The sequence below is a fragment of the Nocardioides bruguierae genome, from assembly GCF_023656415.1.
Taxonomy (GTDB): Bacteria; Actinomycetota; Actinomycetes; order Propionibacteriales; family Nocardioidaceae; genus Nocardioides; species Nocardioides bruguierae.
In genome coordinates, this window is the sequence record NZ_JAMOIL010000005.1 from 1 (window position 1) to 17,700 (window position 17,700).

16 protein-coding genes are annotated in these 17,700 nt (G+C 72.8%); 4 read left to right on the forward strand and 12 right to left on the reverse strand.

Annotated features, from left to right (window positions below):
- Positions 1-70: 70 nt before the first annotated feature.
- Both nusA and rimP read right to left on the reverse strand, forming a co-directional pair.
- Complete coding sequence (gene nusA, locus M8330_RS04715) at positions 71-1,045, reverse strand: transcription termination factor NusA (RefSeq protein WP_250826401.1); 975 nt, start codon at positions 1,043-1,045, stop codon at positions 71-73.
- A complete protein-coding gene (rimP, locus tag M8330_RS04720; RefSeq protein WP_250056559.1) occupies positions 1,045-1,530 on the reverse strand; it encodes a ribosome maturation factor RimP in 486 nt (161 codons plus the stop codon). Before rimP ends, nusA begins: the two co-directional genes overlap by 1 nt.
- A gap of 157 nt (positions 1,531-1,687) precedes the next feature.
- On the opposite strand from rimP, the gene M8330_RS04725 reads away from it, so the two are divergent.
- The gene (locus M8330_RS04725; protein WP_250826402.1) at positions 1,688-2,722 is read left to right on the forward strand and encodes a DUF4439 domain-containing protein; all 1,035 of its coding nucleotides are present in this window, start codon (positions 1,688-1,690) and stop codon (positions 2,720-2,722) included.
- Positions 2,723-2,918: 196 nt separating this feature from the next.
- Here M8330_RS04725 and M8330_RS04730 read toward each other — a convergent pair whose 3' ends face one another.
- Positions 2,919-3,902 carry a zinc metalloprotease gene (locus M8330_RS04730; protein ID WP_250826403.1) on the reverse strand — a complete coding sequence of 328 codons (984 nt, stop codon included), beginning with the start codon at positions 3,900-3,902 and terminating at the stop codon, positions 2,919-2,921.
- A gap of 231 nt (positions 3,903-4,133) precedes the next feature.
- On the opposite strand from M8330_RS04730, the gene M8330_RS04735 reads away from it, so the two are divergent.
- A complete protein-coding gene (locus M8330_RS04735; RefSeq protein ID WP_250826404.1) occupies positions 4,134-4,760 on the forward strand; it encodes an HAD family hydrolase in 627 nt (208 codons plus the stop codon).
- 12 nt (positions 4,761-4,772) lie between these two features.
- On the opposite strand, the gene M8330_RS04740 is transcribed toward M8330_RS04735, so the two are convergent.
- From M8330_RS04740 to M8330_RS04750, 3 genes are read right to left on the reverse strand one after another with little or no spacing between them, the layout of a single operon-like run.
- Entirely contained in the window at positions 4,773-5,519 is a 747-nt protein-coding gene (locus M8330_RS04740) for an HAD family hydrolase (protein WP_250826405.1), read from the reverse strand.
- A complete protein-coding gene (gene scpC / locus M8330_RS04745) occupies positions 5,516-7,090 on the reverse strand; it encodes a succinyl-CoA:acetate CoA-transferase ScpC (RefSeq protein ID WP_250826406.1) in 1,575 nt (524 codons plus the stop codon). Before scpC ends, M8330_RS04740 begins: the two co-directional genes overlap by 4 nt.
- A 46-nt stretch (positions 7,091-7,136) precedes the next feature.
- A complete protein-coding gene (locus M8330_RS04750; RefSeq protein ID WP_250826407.1) occupies positions 7,137-8,921 on the reverse strand; it encodes a proline--tRNA ligase in 1,785 nt (594 codons plus the stop codon).
- 215 nt (positions 8,922-9,136) lie between these two features.
- Between M8330_RS04750 and M8330_RS04755 the strand changes: the two genes are divergently transcribed.
- Positions 9,137-10,111: a YncE family protein gene (locus M8330_RS04755; protein WP_250826408.1), complete on the forward strand. Its 975-nt coding sequence runs from the start codon at positions 9,137-9,139 to the stop codon at positions 10,109-10,111.
- Positions 10,112-10,223: 112 nt separating this feature from the next.
- Complete coding sequence (locus M8330_RS04760; RefSeq protein WP_250056572.1) at positions 10,224-11,264, forward strand: hypothetical protein; 1,041 nt, start codon at positions 10,224-10,226, stop codon at positions 11,262-11,264.
- A gap of 31 nt (positions 11,265-11,295) precedes the next feature.
- Here M8330_RS04760 and M8330_RS04765 read toward each other — a convergent pair whose 3' ends face one another.
- The 6 genes from M8330_RS04765 to dxr all read right to left on the reverse strand — a co-directional run bounded on the left by M8330_RS04765 (position 11,296) and on the right by dxr (position 17,624).
- Positions 11,296-11,676 (reverse strand): DoxX family protein, encoded by a 381-nt coding sequence (locus M8330_RS04765; protein ID WP_250056574.1) that lies wholly within the window; start codon positions 11,674-11,676, stop codon positions 11,296-11,298.
- A 28-nt stretch (positions 11,677-11,704) separates the two neighbouring features.
- On the reverse strand, positions 11,705-12,550 hold the full coding sequence (locus M8330_RS04770; RefSeq protein ID WP_250056577.1) for a GNAT family N-acetyltransferase: 846 nt from the start codon (positions 12,548-12,550) through the stop codon (positions 11,705-11,707).
- A gap of 117 nt (positions 12,551-12,667) precedes the next feature.
- The gene (ispG, locus tag M8330_RS04775; RefSeq protein ID WP_250056578.1) at positions 12,668-13,819 is read right to left on the reverse strand and encodes a flavodoxin-dependent (E)-4-hydroxy-3-methylbut-2-enyl-diphosphate synthase; all 1,152 of its coding nucleotides are present in this window, start codon (positions 13,817-13,819) and stop codon (positions 12,668-12,670) included.
- Positions 13,820-14,022: 203 nt separating this feature from the next.
- Complete coding sequence (locus tag M8330_RS04780; RefSeq protein ID WP_250826409.1) at positions 14,023-15,000, reverse strand: endonuclease domain-containing protein; 978 nt, start codon at positions 14,998-15,000, stop codon at positions 14,023-14,025.
- Between the two features lie 153 nt (positions 15,001-15,153).
- On the reverse strand, positions 15,154-16,536 hold the full coding sequence (locus M8330_RS04785) for a M50 family metallopeptidase (RefSeq protein ID WP_250056583.1): 1,383 nt from the start codon (positions 16,534-16,536) through the stop codon (positions 15,154-15,156).
- On the reverse strand, positions 16,536-17,624 hold the full coding sequence (gene dxr, locus M8330_RS04790) for a 1-deoxy-D-xylulose-5-phosphate reductoisomerase (RefSeq protein WP_250056620.1): 1,089 nt from the start codon (positions 17,622-17,624) through the stop codon (positions 16,536-16,538). Before dxr ends, M8330_RS04785 begins: the two co-directional genes overlap by 1 nt.
- Positions 17,625-17,700 lie beyond the last annotated feature (76 nt).

Below are 17,700 nucleotides of genomic sequence, written 5' to 3' on the forward strand. Positions count from 1 at the left end.
GGCCCTCCCGTGGGAGGTCCGGGCGCCGCGCTGCTCGGTGCTCGTTGCTCGGTGCTCGTCGCTCGGTGGGTTACTCCGCCGGGCTCTCGTCGGAGCGGATGTCGATGCGCCAGCCGGTGAGGCGGGCGGCGAGGCGGGCGTTCTGGCCCTCCTTGCCGATCGCCAGGGAGAGCTGGAAGTCGGGCACGACCACCCGGGCCGAGCGGGTCGCGGCGTCGACGACCTCCACCGAGGAGACGCGCGCCGGGGACAGCGCGCTGGCCACGAAGACCGCGGGGTCCTCGGAGTGGTCGACGATGTCGATCTTCTCCCCGCCGAGCTCGGACATCACGTTCCGCACGCGCTGCCCCATGGGGCCGATGCAGGCGCCCTTGGGGTTGACGCCCGAGACGGTGCTGCCGACCGCGATCTTCGTGCGGTGGCCGGCCTCGCGGGCGATGGCGGCGATCTCGACGGTGCCGTCGGCGATCTCCGGCACCTCGAGCGCGAAGAGCTTCTTCACCAGGTTCGGGTGCGAGCGCGACAGCGTCACCTGCGGGCCGCGCATGCCCTTGCGGACGCTGACGACGAGGCACTTGATCCGGTCGCCGTGGCGGTAGGCCTCCCCCGGCACCCGCTCGCCGACCGGGAGCAGCGCCTCGAGCCGACCCAGGTCGACGAGCACGTCGTCGGGGTTGCGGCCCTGCTGGATGATGCCGGAGACGATGTCGCCCTCCTTGCCGGAGAACTCACCGAACTTGATGTCGTCCTCGGCGTCGCGCAGCCGCTGGAGCATGATCTGCTTCGCGGTCGTCGCGGCGATCCGGCCGAAGCCGGCCGGGGTGTCGTCGAACTCGCCGATCTTGTTGTCGTCGTCGTCCAGCTCGGCCGCGAGGACGCTGACGTGCCCGGTCTTGCGGTCCAGCTCGACGCGGGCCTGCTCGTAGGCACCGGGCGACTTCTGGTAGGCGGTCAGCAGCGCCTGCTCGATCGCCTCCACGAGCACGTCGAGCGGGATCTCCTTCTCCCGCTCCAGCGTGCGCAGGATGCTCATGTCGATGTCCATCAGGCGTCCTCCTCCGTGCGGTTGAACTCGATCTGGACGAGGGCCTTGGTCACCTCGTCGAACGCGACGGTGCGGGCGCTGCCGGAGACCTCCAGCTCGGCACCGGCGTCGTCGCTGCCGGTGAGCCGACCGGTGACCGTCGTGCCGTCGGCGAGGACGACCTTCACCAGGCGTCCGACGTTGCGGCGCCAGTGGCGCGGCAGGGTCAGCGGACGGTCCACCCCGCGCGAGGTGACCTCCAGCGTGTAGGGCTGCTCCCCCATGACGGTGCTCGCCTCGTCGTCCAGCACCGCGGAGATGGCGCGGGTGGCGTCGGCGACGTCGTCCAGGGTCAGCCCGCCGTCGGTGTCGACGGCGACGCGCAGCAGGCGGCGCTTACCGGCCGGGCTCAGCTCCACGGCCTCCACGTCCAGCCCCAGGTCCGACAGAGGCCCGGTGATCGCGGCCTCCACCCTGTCCCTGGTGGTGTCCTGACGGTTGCTCACGACCGTGCGACCTCCGGTGTTCTCTTGTGGGGCGGTACTGCGTGCGGCGGCCGGCTCGAGCCGGCCCCGCGTGCGGCATCAGACTAACGCGCTTTGCGCGGCCTGCCACGTCGCCGCCGACGGCGGGCGGGTCCGCGACCGCGGGTACCCTCCCCGCGTGCCCGCTCCCCTGCTCGACCGACGGTCCCTGCTCGCCGCGGCCGCCCGCCTCGGCGTGGGACTGGCCGGCGCGGCCGCCCTCACCTCGTGCGGCACCCTGCCCGGCAGCAACCGGACCGCCGGCGGCACGGCGAGCCCGACCACGACGTCCTCGGCCGGGGGCATCACCGCGGGGAGGGACGCGGACGTCGAGCGCGTGGCCGAGGCGACGACGCTGCTGAGCGGGCTCGCGTCCGCAGGCCGTGCCACGCTCGGCACCCTGCCGTCCGCCGACCGGGCGGCCGCCCGGCGCCTCGTGCGCCTGCACGACGCCCAGGTCGCGCGCCTCTCGTCCGAGGAGACACCGGCGACGACCCCGGCGACCACCCCGGACGCCCCCGCGGGCCGGCGCAGCCTCGGGCGGCTGCGGCGGCAGGAGGCGTCCGCGCAGCGCGACCTGCTCGCGCTGGCGACCGCTGCCGACAGCGGCGCCCTGGCCCGCCTGCTGGCCGGGCTCGCCGCGGGGCTCTCGCAGGCCGCCGTCCTCGATCCTCTCGGCGGGCCGGCCTCGGTGCCGTCGTCGGCCGCCGTGCCGGACCTGACCGGTACCGCCGCGGACGACCTCCTCGCCCAGGACGGGGTCGACGCGCTCCAGGCCGCCCTGGCCGCCGAGCACGCCGCCATCTGGGTCCTGGCCTCGCTGGGCGCCGCGACCTCGGTGAGCACGCAGCCCACCCAGTACCTGGCGCTCCAGGCCGCCTCGGCCGCGCACCGCGACCGCCGCGACGACCTCGAGGACGCCCTGCGGAGCCTCGACGTGGACCCCGTCGGCTCCGCCGCGGCCTACGACCTGCCGTCCCTGCGGACCCCCGCCCGGGTGCGGACCGCGGCCCGCGACCTGGAGTCGGCGACCGCCGAGGCCTACGGGTACCTGACGGCCGTGACCACCGGGAGCCTGCGCCGCTGGGCGGCGGGAGTCGTGGCGGACGCCTCCGTGACGTCGCTCGTCATCGGCCCGGCGGCCGGCGCCCGCCCCACGGGCCTGCTGGCCTGAGCGCCCCCGCGTCGCGGGACGCCTCCGGACGCACGAGACCGCGGTGTCGGCCGGGAGGGCCCGAGATCCTCCCGGCCGACGACCGCGGTCGTCGCTCTCCTGCCCCCTCTCCTGCCGAGGGGAACCCCGGACGGTGCCTCAGGTTCCTGCGTTGCAGGACCGTGCACCGGCCGGGCCCCGAGGGGGCATCAGTGCGTCACGCCCGGTAGGCGGTCCACATCTGGCTCATGCGGGTCGACTGACCGGCGGTGAACTCCAGGTAGCAGGAGTCGTAGGAGTAGTCCATGAAGTTGTGGATCGGGTCGGTGCCGGGCAGCGAGCAGGAGTCGCGCCCCTCGGGGCAGCCGGTGGTCGAGCTGGACTGGGCCGGGGTGTCCTCGACCTCGTCGTTGGTGGTCGTGCAGCCGCCCTGGAACGTGTGGTAGAGCCCGAGCCAGTGGCCGGCCTCGTGGGTGGCCGTCTCGCCCTCGCTGTAGTTCGCGCTGGAGCCGCCGGGCAGCGAGTCGAAGTGGACCCGGATGCCGTCGATCGCACCGTTGCGGGCGTAGTCCCACGGGAAGGTGGCGATGCCGAGATAGTCGAAGTCGACGAGCCACATGTTGAGCGCGTTCGCCCCGCCCTGGCGGGTCTGCTTGCGGTAGGTCGAGGACTGCTTGTCCTGGTGCCAGCGCGTGTTGTCGTAGCGGTCGATGCCGGCGAGGGTGAAGGTGAACCCGGTGTCCGTGGCGCTCGCGGACTTCTGGCCGCCGTAGGAGCCGTTGAGGACGTCGATCTGCGCGGCGATCTGCGCGTCGGTGACGTCCCCGTTGCCCTTGCTGTCCCGCATGACGTGGACGTAGACCGGGATGTCGCCCGAGGCGGTGGCCGCGGCGGCGGCGGTGAGGTCCTGCGTCTTGCGCGCGGCCTTCAGCTGCTTGGTGAAGCGGCTCTCGATGCGGGCCTGCTCGGCGGCGCTGATCTCACGGTGGTCGACGCCGGTGTGCGAGCCGCGCGCGGCCTCGGTGCCGTCGGCGGCACCCTCGATGCAGGCCTCGGACGAGGCGGAGGCACCGGTCGCCGCGGGGACGGCGGCCTGGGCCGGCGCGGCCAGCATGCTGCTGGTGAGCGCGGCGGCGGTGAGGGAGAGCGCGGCACCGGTCGCGAGGCGCGCGATCCGGGTGCGGGCGGGCAGGTGGGGCATGGTCCAGGGCCTCGTCTTCTTCTCCGCGGACGCATGCCTCCTGTGGCATGCCTGTCCGAGTCCTGTGGTCGCCCAGCGCGACCGTGGGGAGCAGCGTGCAGGACGACGTCCGCCAAAAGTGCGGTATGCCTGGTGCATCTTCTTCCCCTGCAGGAACCTGCAGAAATTCCGTCCAACCATCCCGGACGAGACGGGAGATCTGGCGGTCCGGTGTCACGTAGCGTCTCGTCCGTGACCTCCCGCGCGGCGCTCGTCGACGTCTTCGGCACGGTGCTCACGGTCGACCTCGAGCACTGCGCGCGGTCGCTCGTCGCGTCCTGCGGGCTGGGCGTGGAGGACCTGCTCACAGTGCTCCTCCCCCGCGCCGGGGACCTGATGACGGGGCGTCTCGCGCCGCTCCACCTCTTCGAGGCCGTGCTCGCCGGAGCGGGCAGGGACGTGGCGCAGGCATCCGGCCTCGTCGTCCGGGACGCGGCTCTGCTCGTGGAGCACGCCGTCGTGCACCACGACACCGTGCCCTTCCTGACCGCGCTGCGACAACGAGGCGTGCGCACCGCGCTCGTGAGCAACTGCGCACCGAACGCGCGCACGCTCCTCGAGGCCACCGGCCTGGACGACCTGGTCGACGCCGTCGTCCTCTCGTGCGAGGTGGGCAGCGCCAAGCCGGACGCCGGCATCTACCGTGCGGCCCTGACGGCGCTCGACGTGCCTGCCGGCGACGCCCTGCTCGTCGACGACCAGGCCGGCTACTGCGAGGGCGCGCGGGAGGTCGGCATCGACGCGGTGCGGATCACCCGGGGCCAGCCGCCTCGCCCCGGCGAGGTCGCGTCCCTGCTCGAGGTGCTCGACCTGTTCTGAGTCGGCGGGCGGTCACGACCAGTCGGCGACGATGTCGCGCAGGTCGGCGAGCGAGTGCGCCACCGCGTCCGGTGTGCCCTCGGTGTGGCCGACCTGCTCGGCCGGGATGCGGCTGTGGGGCACGTGCACGGCACGCAGGCCGGCGTTCTGGGCGCCCCAGACGTCGTCGAACAGCCGGTCCCCCACGTAGACGCAGCGGGCCGGGTCGGTGGCGCCGACCGCGTCGAGGGCGGCTGCGAAGGCCCGGGGGTCGGGCTTGGTCCAGGTCAGCTCGCTGGAGTAGACGTCGCCGTCGAGCAGGTCGAGGACGCCGTCGCGCGCGAAGAAGCCGCGGTGCCACTCCCGCGGCCACAGGGTGTTGGACAGGACGCCGACCTTGATGCCCTGCTCCCGCAGCCATGACCACAGCGGGCCGACGTCGGGATCGGTCAGCGTGTGCGGCTCCCAGAACTCCTGGTAGGCCGCGAGCAGTGCCGGGTCGTGGTCGAGGCCGGCCTCGTCGAAGAGGTCGGCCACCGTGGCGGCGCGCTGCTCGTCGCGGGTGCGGCCCCACACGATGGGCCCGGCGGCGTGCAGGCGGGCGGCCGCGTCGGCGTGGGCGGCCAGCGCCGCCGGCGTCCCGTCGTCGTGGCCGTGGACGTGACGCACCGCCTGCGCCAGCGCCAGCGACTCGGCGTGGAAGTCCACGTCGTGCCAGGCCGTGAGGGTGCCGCCCCAGTCGAAGACGACGGCCTCGATGCCGCCGCCGGTCGCGCTCATGCGCGACCGCCCTCGAGCAGGGAGCCCCCGTCGAGCATGGAACCGGTGTCGAGCATGGAACCGGTGTCGAGGTAGCGCTGGTGCCAGGAGAGCGCCTCGTCGAGCAGGTGCGGCGTGTGCCGGGCCGTGGGCCGCTCGCGACGGGCGCGACCGACGTAGTCGCGCAGCTGGTCGCGGAAGTCGGGGTGGGCGCACCTCTCGATCACCACGTCGGCGCGGGCCGAGGGCGAGAGGCCGCGCAGGTCGGCCAGGCCCTGCTCGGTGACCAGCACGTGCACGTCGTGCTCGGTGTGGTCGACGTGGCTGGCGAACGGCACGATCGAGGAGATGGCGCCGCCCTTGGCCGTGGAGGGGCTGACGAAGAAGTTCAGGTAGGCGTTGCGGGCGAAGTCGCCGGAGCCGCCGATGCCGTTCATGATGCTCGAGCCCATCACGTGCGTGGAGTTCACGTTGCCGTAGACGTCCGCCTCGATCATCCCGTTGATCGCGATGACGCCGAGCCGGCGCACGAGCTCGGGGTGGTTGGAGATCTCCTCGCTGCGCAGCAGGATGCGGCCCTTGTAGGCGCCGACGTCGCTCATGAACCGCTGCACCCCGGTCGGCGAGAGCCCGAACGAGGTGGCCGAGACGCCGGTGAGGGTGCCGGAGTCGAGCAGGTCGAGCAGGCCGTCCTGGATGACCTCGGTGAACGAGGTCAGGTTCTCGAACTCGCTGTCCGCCAGCCCGGCCATCACCGCGTTCGCCACGTTGCCGACGCCGGACTGCAGCGGCAGCAGGGTGGCCGGCATGCGGCCGGCGCGGACCTCGTGGCGCAGGAAGTCCACCAGGTGCTCGGCCATGGCGCGGTCGTCATCGCCGGGCACCGAGAGCGGGCTGTTGCGGTCCGGGGCGTCGGTCTCGACGACGGCGACGACCTTGTCGGGGTCGACGCGCAGGTAGGGGTCGCCAATGCGCTGCATCGGGTGCGTGAGCTGCAGGGGCGCGCGGAACGGGGGCAGGCGGGTCCCGTAGTAGACGTCGTGGAAGCCCTCGAGGTCGCGGGGCTGCCAGTGGTTGACCTCGAGGATCACCTTGTCCGCCTGGTCGAGCCACGTCTTGTTGTTGCCCACCGAGGAGGACGGCACCAGCAGCCCGTTCGGCAGCACCGCCGCGACCTCGACGACCGCCACGTCGAGGTGGCCGTAGAAGCCGAACCACATGTGCTGGGCCGAGTGCGAGAGGTGGGCGTCGACGTACTCGACCTCGCCGGCGTTGATCTCGCGGCGCAGGGTCGGGTCGGAGTTGTAGGGCAGCCGCTTGGAGATCCCGTGCGCCTCGGCCAGCACTCCGTCGGCCTCGGGCGCGGTGGACGCCCCCGACCACAGGCCCACCCGGAACTCCTCCCCCGCCTCCCGGGCTGCGTGCATCCGGGCGGCCAGCGCGGAGGGCACGGCCTTGGGGTAGCCGGCACCGGTGAAGCCGGAGATGCCGACGTTGTCGCCGGGGCGGATCAGTGCCGCGGCCTCCTCGGCCGTGGCGGTGCGGCCTGCGAGCCGGGGACAGGTGATCCGGGACGTGACAGGTGTCGGCACGGTCACAGTCTGCTCCTGCAGGCGGTGACCGTGCCGACGGGGTCCATCAGGCGGTGCGCACCAGGTCGACCAGGTGGGCGACCACGTGGTCGGCCGCGAGCGCCTGCTTCTCGCCGGACTTCCGGTCGCGGACCTCGACGGTGCCGTCGGTGGCCAGGTTCTTGCCCACCACGACGATCGTCGGGACGCCGATGAGCTCGGCGTCCTTGAACTTCACACCGGGGCTGATCTTGCCGGTGCGGTCGTCGTAGAGGACCTCGACGCCGGCCTGGGACAGCTCGGTGGCGATCCGGTCGGCCGCGGCGAAGATCGCCTCGTCCTTGCCGGCGGCGACCAGGTGGACGTCGGCGGGGGCGACGTGGCGGGGCCAGCACAGACCGATCTCGTCCAGGGTGCCCTCGGCGATGGCGCCGACAGCGCGGCTGACGCCGATGCCGTAGGAGCCCATCGTGACGGTGACGAGCTTGCCGTTCTCGTCGAGCACCTTGAGGTCGAGCGCCTCGGCGTACTTGCGGCCGAGCTGGAAGACGTGGCCCATCTCGATGCCGCGGGCCAGCTCCAGCGGGCCGGAGCCGTCGGGGGCGGGGTCGCCGGCCTTGACCTCGGCGGCCTCGATGGTGCCGTCGGCGGTGAAGTCGCGGCCGGCCACCAGGTCCAGGACGTGCTGGCCGGGGCTGTTGGCGCCGGTGACCCAGCGGGTGCCCTCGACCACGCGCGGGTCGACGAGGTAGCGGATGCCCGACTCGGACTCCTCGCCCAGGATCGTCCTGCCGTCGTAGGCGGGGCCGATGTAGCCCTTGACCAGGGCGGGGAACTCCTTGAGCTCCTCGTCCGTCATGGGCTCGACCTCGATGGGCTCCAGCTGGCCCTCGAGCCGCTTCTGGTCGACCTCGCGGTCGCCCGGCAGGCCGATGGCCAGCGGCTCCTTGGTGCCGTCCGGGTGCTTGAGCATGAGCAGCACGTTCTTGAGCGTGTCGCCGGCCGCCCAGGGACGGTCCTCGCGCGGGTGGGCCGCGTTGAGGTGGTCGACCAGCGTGGCGATGGTCGGGGTGTCGGGGGTGTCCTCGGCGTGCGCGGCGGGCGCGTCGTCGAAGGGCACGGGCTCGGGGGCCAGCGTGGTGACGGCCTCCACGTTCGCCGCGTACCCGCCGGGGCTGCGCACGTAGGTGTCCTCGCCGACGTCCGCCTTGGCCAGGAACTCCTCCGAGCGCGAGCCACCCATGGCGCCCGAGGTCGCCTTGACGATCGCGTAGTCGAAGCCGAGCCGGTCGAAGATCCGCACGTAGGCGTCGCGGTGCGCCTGGTAGCTGGCCTCGAGGCCGGCGTCGTCGACGTCGAAGGAGTAGGAGTCCTTCATGACGAACTCGCGGCCGCGCAGGATGCCGGCGCGGGGGCGCGCCTCGTCGCGGTACTTGTTCTGGATCTGGTAGATCGAGAGCGGCAGGTCCTTGTACGAGGAGTACAGGTCCTTGACGGTGAGGGTGAACATCTCCTCGTGCGTGGGCCCGAGCAGGTAGTCGGCGCCCTTGCGGTCGACGACGCGGAAGAGCGAGTCGCCGTACTCCGTCCAGCGGTTCGTGGCCTCGTAGGGCTCGCGGGGCAGCAGCGCGGGGAACGTCAGCTCCTGGGCGCCGATGGCGTCCATCTCCTCGCGGACGATCGCCTCGACCTTGCGCAGCACCTTCAGGCCCAGCGGGAGCCACGTGTAGATGCCCGGCGCCGCACGGCGGACGTAGCCGGCGCGCACGAGCAGCTTGTGGCTCGGCACCTCCGCGTCCGCCGGGTCCTCCCGGAGGGTCCGCAGGAACAGGCTGGACATGCGCATGATCATGGCGCTGAGACTACGGCCCGGGTCGGGCTCGTTCCCACTCGGTTACCCGTCCCAGGTGCGGCGGGCGTCGGGGCAGGCCTGTCGCGCCCGCACGCCCGCTGGCAGTCTCGCTCGACACCGGAGGTGCCGGCCTGTCAGGGGGAGACGTGGGACGAGTGGTGCGAGGACGAGCGTCAGGGCCCGGGAGGCCGGCGCGGCTGCTGACCGCGGGCCTGGTGGCAGTGCTGACGACGGCGCTCCTGGTGGGGCTGCCGTCGCCGGTCGCCGGGGACGACGAGCCGCTCGGCATCCCCGTCCACGACCTGCGGCCCGAGCGGCTCGAGCGCGGGCCCGACCGCACCGACGCGCACGTCGAGCTGCGACGGTTCACGATGGGCAGGACCATCCTGCACTTCGAGGGCCGGGCGCGCGTCCTCGTGGGCGCGGCACCCCTCGACCACAGTGAGGTCGCGGTGGTCGCGGTGCGCTCCCACGGCGTGTGGGACAAGTACCGGATCAACCCGAACGGGGGCTTCGCCCGCCTCCCGCTGGTCGGCAGCCCGTGGCGGTTCCGGCTCTCGGACGACGGCAGCACCCTGTGGCGGGTCGTCCACCGGGACCGGTGGCGCGACCGCCACCTCGTCGAGGTCTTCTCCACCGCGGGCGGCAGGCGCGTGGCCTCCCGCTTCTTCCCCGAGTCCTCGTGGGTGCTCGCGGGCGACGGGTCGCGGTACCTGATCAGCACCCCGGAGGGGACCCGGATCTGGAACATCGAGCGGGACACGGTCCGTGCGCACGTCCCGGTGCCGGGGCAGCCCACCTGGGTCCGGTGGAGCGCCGACCGGGTGCTCACCCGGGAGGACACGGGCACGTTCCCCGGCTGCTTCGTGCTCCGCCCGCTCACCGACCCCGAGGTCGAGCTGTGGCGTGAGTGCGAGCGCGGCATCTACGACGTCTCACCGGACGGCGCGCTGGTGCTGACCAAGAACTTCGACGTGGACGGGGAGCCCCGCGAGCTGCGGCTGCACGACGACCACGGCACCCCGCTGGCCGACTTCGACCTGGGCTACGGCTGGATCCACTCCGTGTGGTGGGAGTCGGACGACACGTTCGTCCTGGACGTCTCCGGCATCGAGGCGCGCTCGGCGGTCCGTTGCACCGTCGACGGGTGCGAGCGCGCCGACCGGCTGATGCTCAGCCACGCGTGGTGACCCGGGTCCACCCTCGGTTGCAACCACCTGCCCGTCGGCGGCGTCCTGTCACTGGGAGCCCGGCACCTCGGGCTCCGTCACCGGAGGCATGAACCCCGCTCGGAGGACCGCCGTGCACCACTCACCGCTCGCCACCCTGCTCACTGCCCCGCGCCTGCGCCGCGGCCTGGGAGCCCTCGTCACCGCCCTGCTCGCCGCGCCGCTCGCCGGCGCCGCGGGGCTCCCCTCCGCGTCGGCCGCTGACGCACGCGGCGTCCCGGTCGTGGACGTCCGCCCGCAGCAGCTCGAGCGCGGCGTGGACCAGCGCCTGCCGCACCTCGACGGCAGGTTCCTCGTCATCGGCGGGCAGCGGGTGCGGCTGGTCGGGGACCAGCGGGTCCTCGTCGGGCACGCCGGTGACGGCGAGGACACGCTCGCGGTCGTCGCCACCCGCCGCGACGGCACCTGGCGCACCCTGCGCGTGGACGCGGACGGGCGACGACGCCTCCTGCTGGAGGACGTGCAGCCCGGCACCCTGCGCCTCGTCGAGGGCGGCAGCGCCCTCCTGCGGGAACGCACGAGGAAGGGGGCGACGCAGCTGACCATGTTCGCGACCCGCACCGGCGACCGTCTCGCCCGGCGCTCCGTCGACGGGCTGCCCAGCGTCACCGGCGCCGACCGCACCCGCGTCCTGCTGGCGGACTGGTCGGGCGAGCGCACGCTCCTGTGGCGCTGGCGCGAGGGACGACGGGTCACCACGCTGCTCGACGAGATCGCCTACCGGGTCAGCTTCGAGGCCGGTCGGGTGGCCACCTTCACCGGTGACCCCTACCTGGACGGGTGCAGCGTCGTCCGGCCCCTCGACGACCTCGCGCGGACCCGCTGGCGCTCCTGCCAGGAGCGCGTGGAGTCGTTCAGCCCGGACGGCAGCCGCCTCCTGACGGTCCACATCCTCTCGGACGGGATGGGCCCGACCGAGGTCGACCTGCGGACCGGCCGTGGGCGCCACCTGCTGACCTACGACGTCGGGTACGGCTGGATCTGGACCCTCGGCTGGGAGGGCGACCGCACGTTCGTGGCCGACGTCGACGGACGACGCAAGGCCGCCACGGTGCGGTGCCACGGCGCGTCGTGCGCGCGTGCGAGCGACCTGGAGCCGACGGCCGCGTCCTGAGCAGCCGCCGGCTGTTCCAACCGGGCGTTGCTCAGCCGTCCAGGCCGCGGAAGGTGCGCCAGGTCGAGCGGATCATGGGCCACTGCATGGGCAGCCGCAGCACGGTCGCCACCTGGAGGCGACGGTCGCCGCGGCTGCCCCGGGCCACGGAGTCCTTGGCCATCTTGACGTTCGCCGGATAGACGGCCACGAGCAGCGCGGTGCTGGCCAGGGCGGCCGGCTTCCGGGTGGCCGGCACGGCCATGCCCGCGGCGCACGCGATCTCCGCGACGCCGCTGGCCAGGATGAGCTCGCGGTGCTTGGGCAGCCACGACGGCATCACGGGCTCGAAGACCTCGGGGTGCTTGAGGTGGACGTACCCGCTCACGGCGAAGGCGGCAGCGACGACGGCGGAGGAGCGACTGAGTGCCATGCCTCCGACCTTACTCGCCGGTAACCGATCAGAACATCACGGTGGAGAAACGGCGGGTCTCACGGAACCCGACCCGCTCGTAGGCCTTGCGGGCGGGCGCGTTCCACTCGTTGACGTACAGGCTGACGGTCGGTGCCACGTCCCGACGGACGAGGTCGACGACCGCGGCCATGCCGCGGGTGGCGAGGCCCTCGCCACGGCGCTGCGGGTCGACCCAGACGCCCTGGACCTGCGCGGCCGTCGCGGACGCGCAGGCGACCTCGGCCTTGAAGACCAGCCGGCCGCCCTCGAACTTGGCGAACGACCAGCCGCGCCCCACGAGCTGGGCGACGCGGGCGCGGTACATGTCCGAGCCGCCGCCGGCCTCCGGGGAGACGCCGACCTCCTCGGTGTACATGGCCACGCAGGCCGGGTACAGCAGGTCCATGTCGTGTCGGGTCGTGCGACGGACGCCGGGGTCGGGCTCGACCAGCGGCGCGGAGCCGATCTCCAGGTGCGGCTGCATCCAGCGCAGCTCGCGCGGGCGGCCCCACGCGTGGCCGACCGCCCGCCAGAACGGGTCGACGGCCTCGTGCGGCCCGACGATCGTGGAGACCGTGCGCGACCGGCCGGCGGCGCGCTGCGCGAAGGCACGGGCGTCGTCCGGGGTCGCCTGGATCGGCACCAGGTTCGCGCCCACGTGGCAGGCGGCGACGAGCGAGCCGTCCGCGAACCGGCCCCAGACCTCCCCGCCGAGCCAGCGGGGCTCGAGGTTGGTCGTGCGGGCGCGGTACTCGGCGAAGACGTTGACCACCGGGTCCTGACCGACGAGGTCGAGGAACTCGTCCAGGTCGGCGGGCCCGAGCGGTCGGACCCCGTGGCGGGTGGTCAGCACGGACTCACCCTACGTGCTCCCCGACCTCCCCGGGTCTCACCCCGTGACGGCCGGACCGGTGCGGTCGGCCCGCCTCGTCCGAGCCCTGCCGGCGCCGGTGATGGCGCCGCCCTGACGTCAGCCGACGGTGACGTCGGCGCTGGCACCGTCGACGGACTCCATGCCCTCGGCGATGCGCATGGCCTCCTCGATGAGGGTCTCCACGATCTGCGACTCGGGCACGGTCTTGATGACCTCGCCCTTGACGAAGATCTGGCCCTTGCCGTTGCCGGAGGCGACGCCGAGGTCGGCCTCGCGGGCCTCGCCCGGGCCGTTGACGACGCAGCCCATGACGGCGACGCGCAGGGGCACCTCCATGCCCTCGAGGCCGGCGGTGACCTCCTCGGCGAGCTTGTAGACGTCGACCTGGGCGCGACCGCAGGAGGGGCACGACACGATCTCGAGGCGGCGGGGGCGCAGGTTGAGCGACTCCAGGATCTGCAGGCCCACCTTCACCTCCTCGACCGGCGGCGCGGAGAGCGAGACGCGGATGGTGTCGCCGATGCCCTGGGAGAGCAGCGCGCCGAACGCGGTGGCGGACTTGATGGTGCCCTGGAACGCCGGGCCGGCCTCGGTGACGCCGAGGTGCAGCGGCCAGTCGCCCTCGGCCGCGAGCAGCTCGTAGGCGCGCACCATGACGACCGGGTCGTTGTGCTTGACCGAGATCTTGAAGTCCCGGAAGCCGTGCTCCTCGAAGAGGCTGGCCTCCCACTTCGCGCTCTCCACCAGCGCCTCGGGCGTGGCCTTGCCGTACTTGTCCATGATCCGCTTGTCGAGCGAGCCGGCGTTGACGCCGATCCGGATCGACGTGCCGTGGTCCTTCGCCGCCTGGGCGATCTCCTTGACCTGGTCGTCGAACTTGCGGATGTTGCCGGGGTTGACCCGGACGGCCGCGCAGCCGGCCTCGATCGCCGCGAAGACGTACTTCGGCTGGAAGTGGATGTCCGCGATCACCGGGATCTGCGACTTGGCCGCGATGGCGGGCAGCGCGTCCGCGTCGTCCTGGCTCGGGCACGCGACGCGCACGATGTCGCAGCCGGACGCCGTGAGCTCGGCGATCTGCTGGAGCGTGGAGTTGATGTCGGAGGTGAGCGTCGTCGTCATCGACTGCACCGAGATCGGGTGGTCCGAGCCGACCCCGACCTTCCCGACCTGGATCTGGCGGGTCTGGCGGCGGGGGGCCAGCGTCGGCGGCGGTGCCGACGGCATTCCGAGGCTGACTGCGGTCATGGCAGCCAATCTACCCACCCGTCCCCCGCTCCCCCGCACCCCGTCGGTGGTGGGTGGGGCGAGGGGCGCGGGCGGACGTCATACGGAGCGGAGGCAGTCCCCCTCAGATGCATGACGTCCACCCCGCGGCCATCGGGACGTCATACGGAGCGGAGGCGCACTCCCTCAGATGTATGACGTCCCGGGTCGACTCTCCGGTCGCGTCAGGCGGCCAAGGGTCGGCGGTCGGCGATCGCCCGAGCGATCTGGTCGTAGAACTCGTCAGGAGCGAGGCGAAGACCCAGCAACGGGAGACGCAGGACGGTGTCGCCGGCGAGCGCCAGCGCGTTCTGACGCAACGCATCGGCGACGACGTTCTCTGCCCACTGGTGGTGGATGCCGTCGATCTCGACCACCAGGCCGAGCTCCGGCCAGTAGAGGTCGAGGACGTAGCGGCCGCGAGAGTCCCGGCGCAGGTGCTGTCGCGACGGCTCGGGCAGCCCGCGTCTGCGCAGCTCGCGAGCCACGTCGAGCTCTCCGAGCGAACGGACGCCGTCCAGCAGGTCGTTGACCAGCGCGTGCAGGAGGAGCCGCCGCTTGTCGCGTCGGACGCGCAGCAGCTCCCGAGCGACGTCCTCGACCCGGGCCACCGACTGCTGGACGGCCATCGTCACCACGAGCGACGCCTCCTTGTCGGTGCGCGCCCACAGCCCCGCACGGACCGCGGCCACCGCCGGCCTGGTGCGGGGCGTCCCGGGCGCATCTGCGACATCGCCGGCTGCCCACCGCCGGGTCTGGCGGATGTCGTAGGCGCGCGTTCGTCGGATGCGCGCGCCGCGAGGCACCGACACCCGGACCGACGGGGAGCGGAATCTCTCGAGACCGGACGCCTGCAACGACGCGGCACCATCGAGCACCGCCCGGGGCCCGCCCGACAAGACCGCTGCCCAACGGTGGCCGTCGTCGGTCATCGGTCCGCAGTGAACCGCCACCACCTGGCTGGTCACCCGCCGCCAGCGACCCTGCTTGACCTCACGAACGATCAGCCAGCGTGGCATCCCGAGCGAGTAGGCCTGGCGTCGTCCGAGGGCTCCGCCCTGTGCCTCACCCAGCGCACGTGCTCGGGCCAGGACGGGATCGTCGAAGCGCCATCTGTGCATGCCACCGACCCTGGTACCGATGTCGCCGTCACGGCCGACCATCGATGCGGCCTGTGGAGGACGGCGCGCACCGGCCCTCCTGTGGGTGGTTGCCGGCCCGCGCGCCCGTCCGTCACCACGCGGACGTCATACGGAGCGGACGCAGTCCCCCTCAGATGTATGACGTCCCGCGGCAGCCGAGGAGAAGGCGGAGGGTCAGAGGGACGTCTGCACCGGCGCGACGATGTCGCCGACGATCAGGACGACCCCCATCACGAGGATGGCCGAGCCGACGACGTAGGCGACCGGGAGCAGCTTGGCGGCGTCCACGTAGCCGGGGTCGGGACGGCGGCGGAGCCGGGCGAGGCCGCGGCGCAGGCCCTCCCACAGGGCGGAGGCGATGTGCCCGCCGTCCAGCGGCAGCAGCGGGATGAAGTTGAACAGCCCGATGAAGAAGTTGAACAGCGCCACGAGCGTCACGAGCGAGGCGAGCCGGTCGGCGACCGGGATCGTCTGCGCGGAGGAGACCTCGCCGGCGATGCGGCCACCGCCGACGATCGAGACCGGGCTGTCGATGGCCCGGTCCTCGATGCCCACGATCGCCTTGGCGACGCCCCAGACCTTCACCGGCAGGTGCGCCATCGCCTGGACCACGTCGACGGCCATGCCGCCCATCTGGTCGAGGGTGAACAGCACGCCACCGGTGGTGACCACCAGGTGCTGGGTCGGGGTGATGCCGAGGAAGCCGACCTGGGTGAGGGTCTCGTCGGTCACCGACGTGGGTCGCGCCTGCACGGTGGTGGAGGTCTCGCCGGTCAGCGTCCGGCCGTCGCGCTCGTAGGTGATCACGGCGTCGCCGCCGGAGTTCTCCCGGATCAGGGTGCGCAGCTGCTCCCACGAGGTGATCGCGGTGCCGTTGAAGGCGGTGATGGTGTCCCCGGGCAGCAGCCCCGCCTCGGCGGCGGGGCTGGCGGGGTCGGAGGCGGTGCAGTCGCGCGAGCCGTCCTCGTAGGGGATGACGCACGCGGAGACCGTCTCGACGGTCGGGGCGCCGGCGTCCACCTCGTAGGTGCGCTGGCCGTAGGTGGAGAAGACGAGCAGGAGCAGCACGAAGGCGATGAGCACGTTGACCGTGGGACCGCCGGCCATCACCACGACCTTCTTCCACCACGGCAGGCGGTAGAAGAGCCGGTCGACGTCCTCGGGCTGCACGAGCTCCCACTCGGCGGCGCGGGCGTCGGAGATCAGCTGGGTGAACATGCCGGTGTTGGACTTGCGCACCTTCACCGCGGTCTCGCCCGACGGCAGCGTCTCGATGCTCTCGCCGCCGGCCAGGTGGTCACCGAGGTCGTCGGAGGCCCCGGGCGGCAGCATCCCGACGATCTTGACGTAGCCACCGAGCGGGATCGCCTTGAGGCCGTACTCGGTCTCCCCGATCCGCTTGCTCCAGACCGTGGGCCCGAAGCCGATGAAGTACTGGCTGACCTTGCAGCCGAAGAGCTTGGCGGGCGTGAGGTGGCCCAGCTCGTGCAACCCGATCGAGACCAGGATCGAGAGCACGAACACGACCACCCCGAGGGTGTAGAGCAGGGCGGTCATCAAGCGGCTCCGTGGTTCTTCTCGATCCGGGTGCGTGCCTCCCCACGGGCCCACGCGTCGGCCGCGAGGACGTCGTCGAGGGAAGGCCTGTTCGAGCGTACGTCGTGCGTGGCAAGAACATCGGCCACCACGTCCACGATCTGCGGGAACGAGAGGCGTCCGCCGTGGAACGCGGCCACGCACTCCTCGTTGGCCGCGTTGTAGACGGCAGGGGCGGTGCCGCCCGCGACGCCGGCCTCGCGGGCCAGGCGGACGGCGGGGAAGGCCTCCTCGTCCAGCGGCTCGAAGCGCCAGTCGGCGGCCTTGGTCCAGTCGACGGGAGTCTCGGCGTCGGGCACCCGGTCGGGCCAGCCCAGGCCGAGCGCGATCGGCACGAGCATGGTCGGCAGCCCGATCTGGGCGACGACGGCACCGTCGGTGAACTCGACCATCGAGTGGATGTACTGCTGCGGGTGCACCACCACGTCGATGGCCTCGAACGGCACGTCGAAGAGCAGGTGCGCCTCGATCACCTCCAGGCCCTTGTTCACCAGCGTCGCCGAGTTCGTGGTGATGACGGTGCCCATCGCGAAGTTCGGGTGCGCCAGCGCCTGCGCCGGGGTGACCTCGGCGAGCTGCTCGCGGGTGCGGCCGCGGAACGGGCCGCCCGACGCGGTCACCACCAGGCGCCGCACCTCGGCCGCCGAGCCCGCCCGCAGCGACTGCGCGATGGCCGAGTGCTCGGAGTCGACCGGCACGATCTGCCCCGGCCGCGCCCGCTCCTTGACCAGCGGACCGCCGATGATCAGCGACTCCTTGTTCGCCAGCGCGAGCGTGTTGCCGGCGTCCAGCGCCGCCAGCGTCGGGCGCAGCCCCACGGCGCCGGTGATGCCGTTGAGGACGACGTCGCACTCCTGTGCCGCGGCCTCCACCGAGGCGGACTCCCCCAGCCCGCTGAACGCGGGGGCGAACTCCTCGACCTGGGCGGCGAACAGGTCCGGGTGCGACCCGCCCGCGGTCAGGCCGACGACCCGGAACCGGTCGGGGTTGGCGCGGACGAGGTCCAGCGCCTGCGTCCCGATGGAGCCGGTCGAGCCGAGGACCACCACGTCGCGCCGCTCGGGCGGCGTGGCTCCGCTCGTCGGGGAGTCGGAGGGGGACGGTGTCGCGCTGCTCACGGCCACA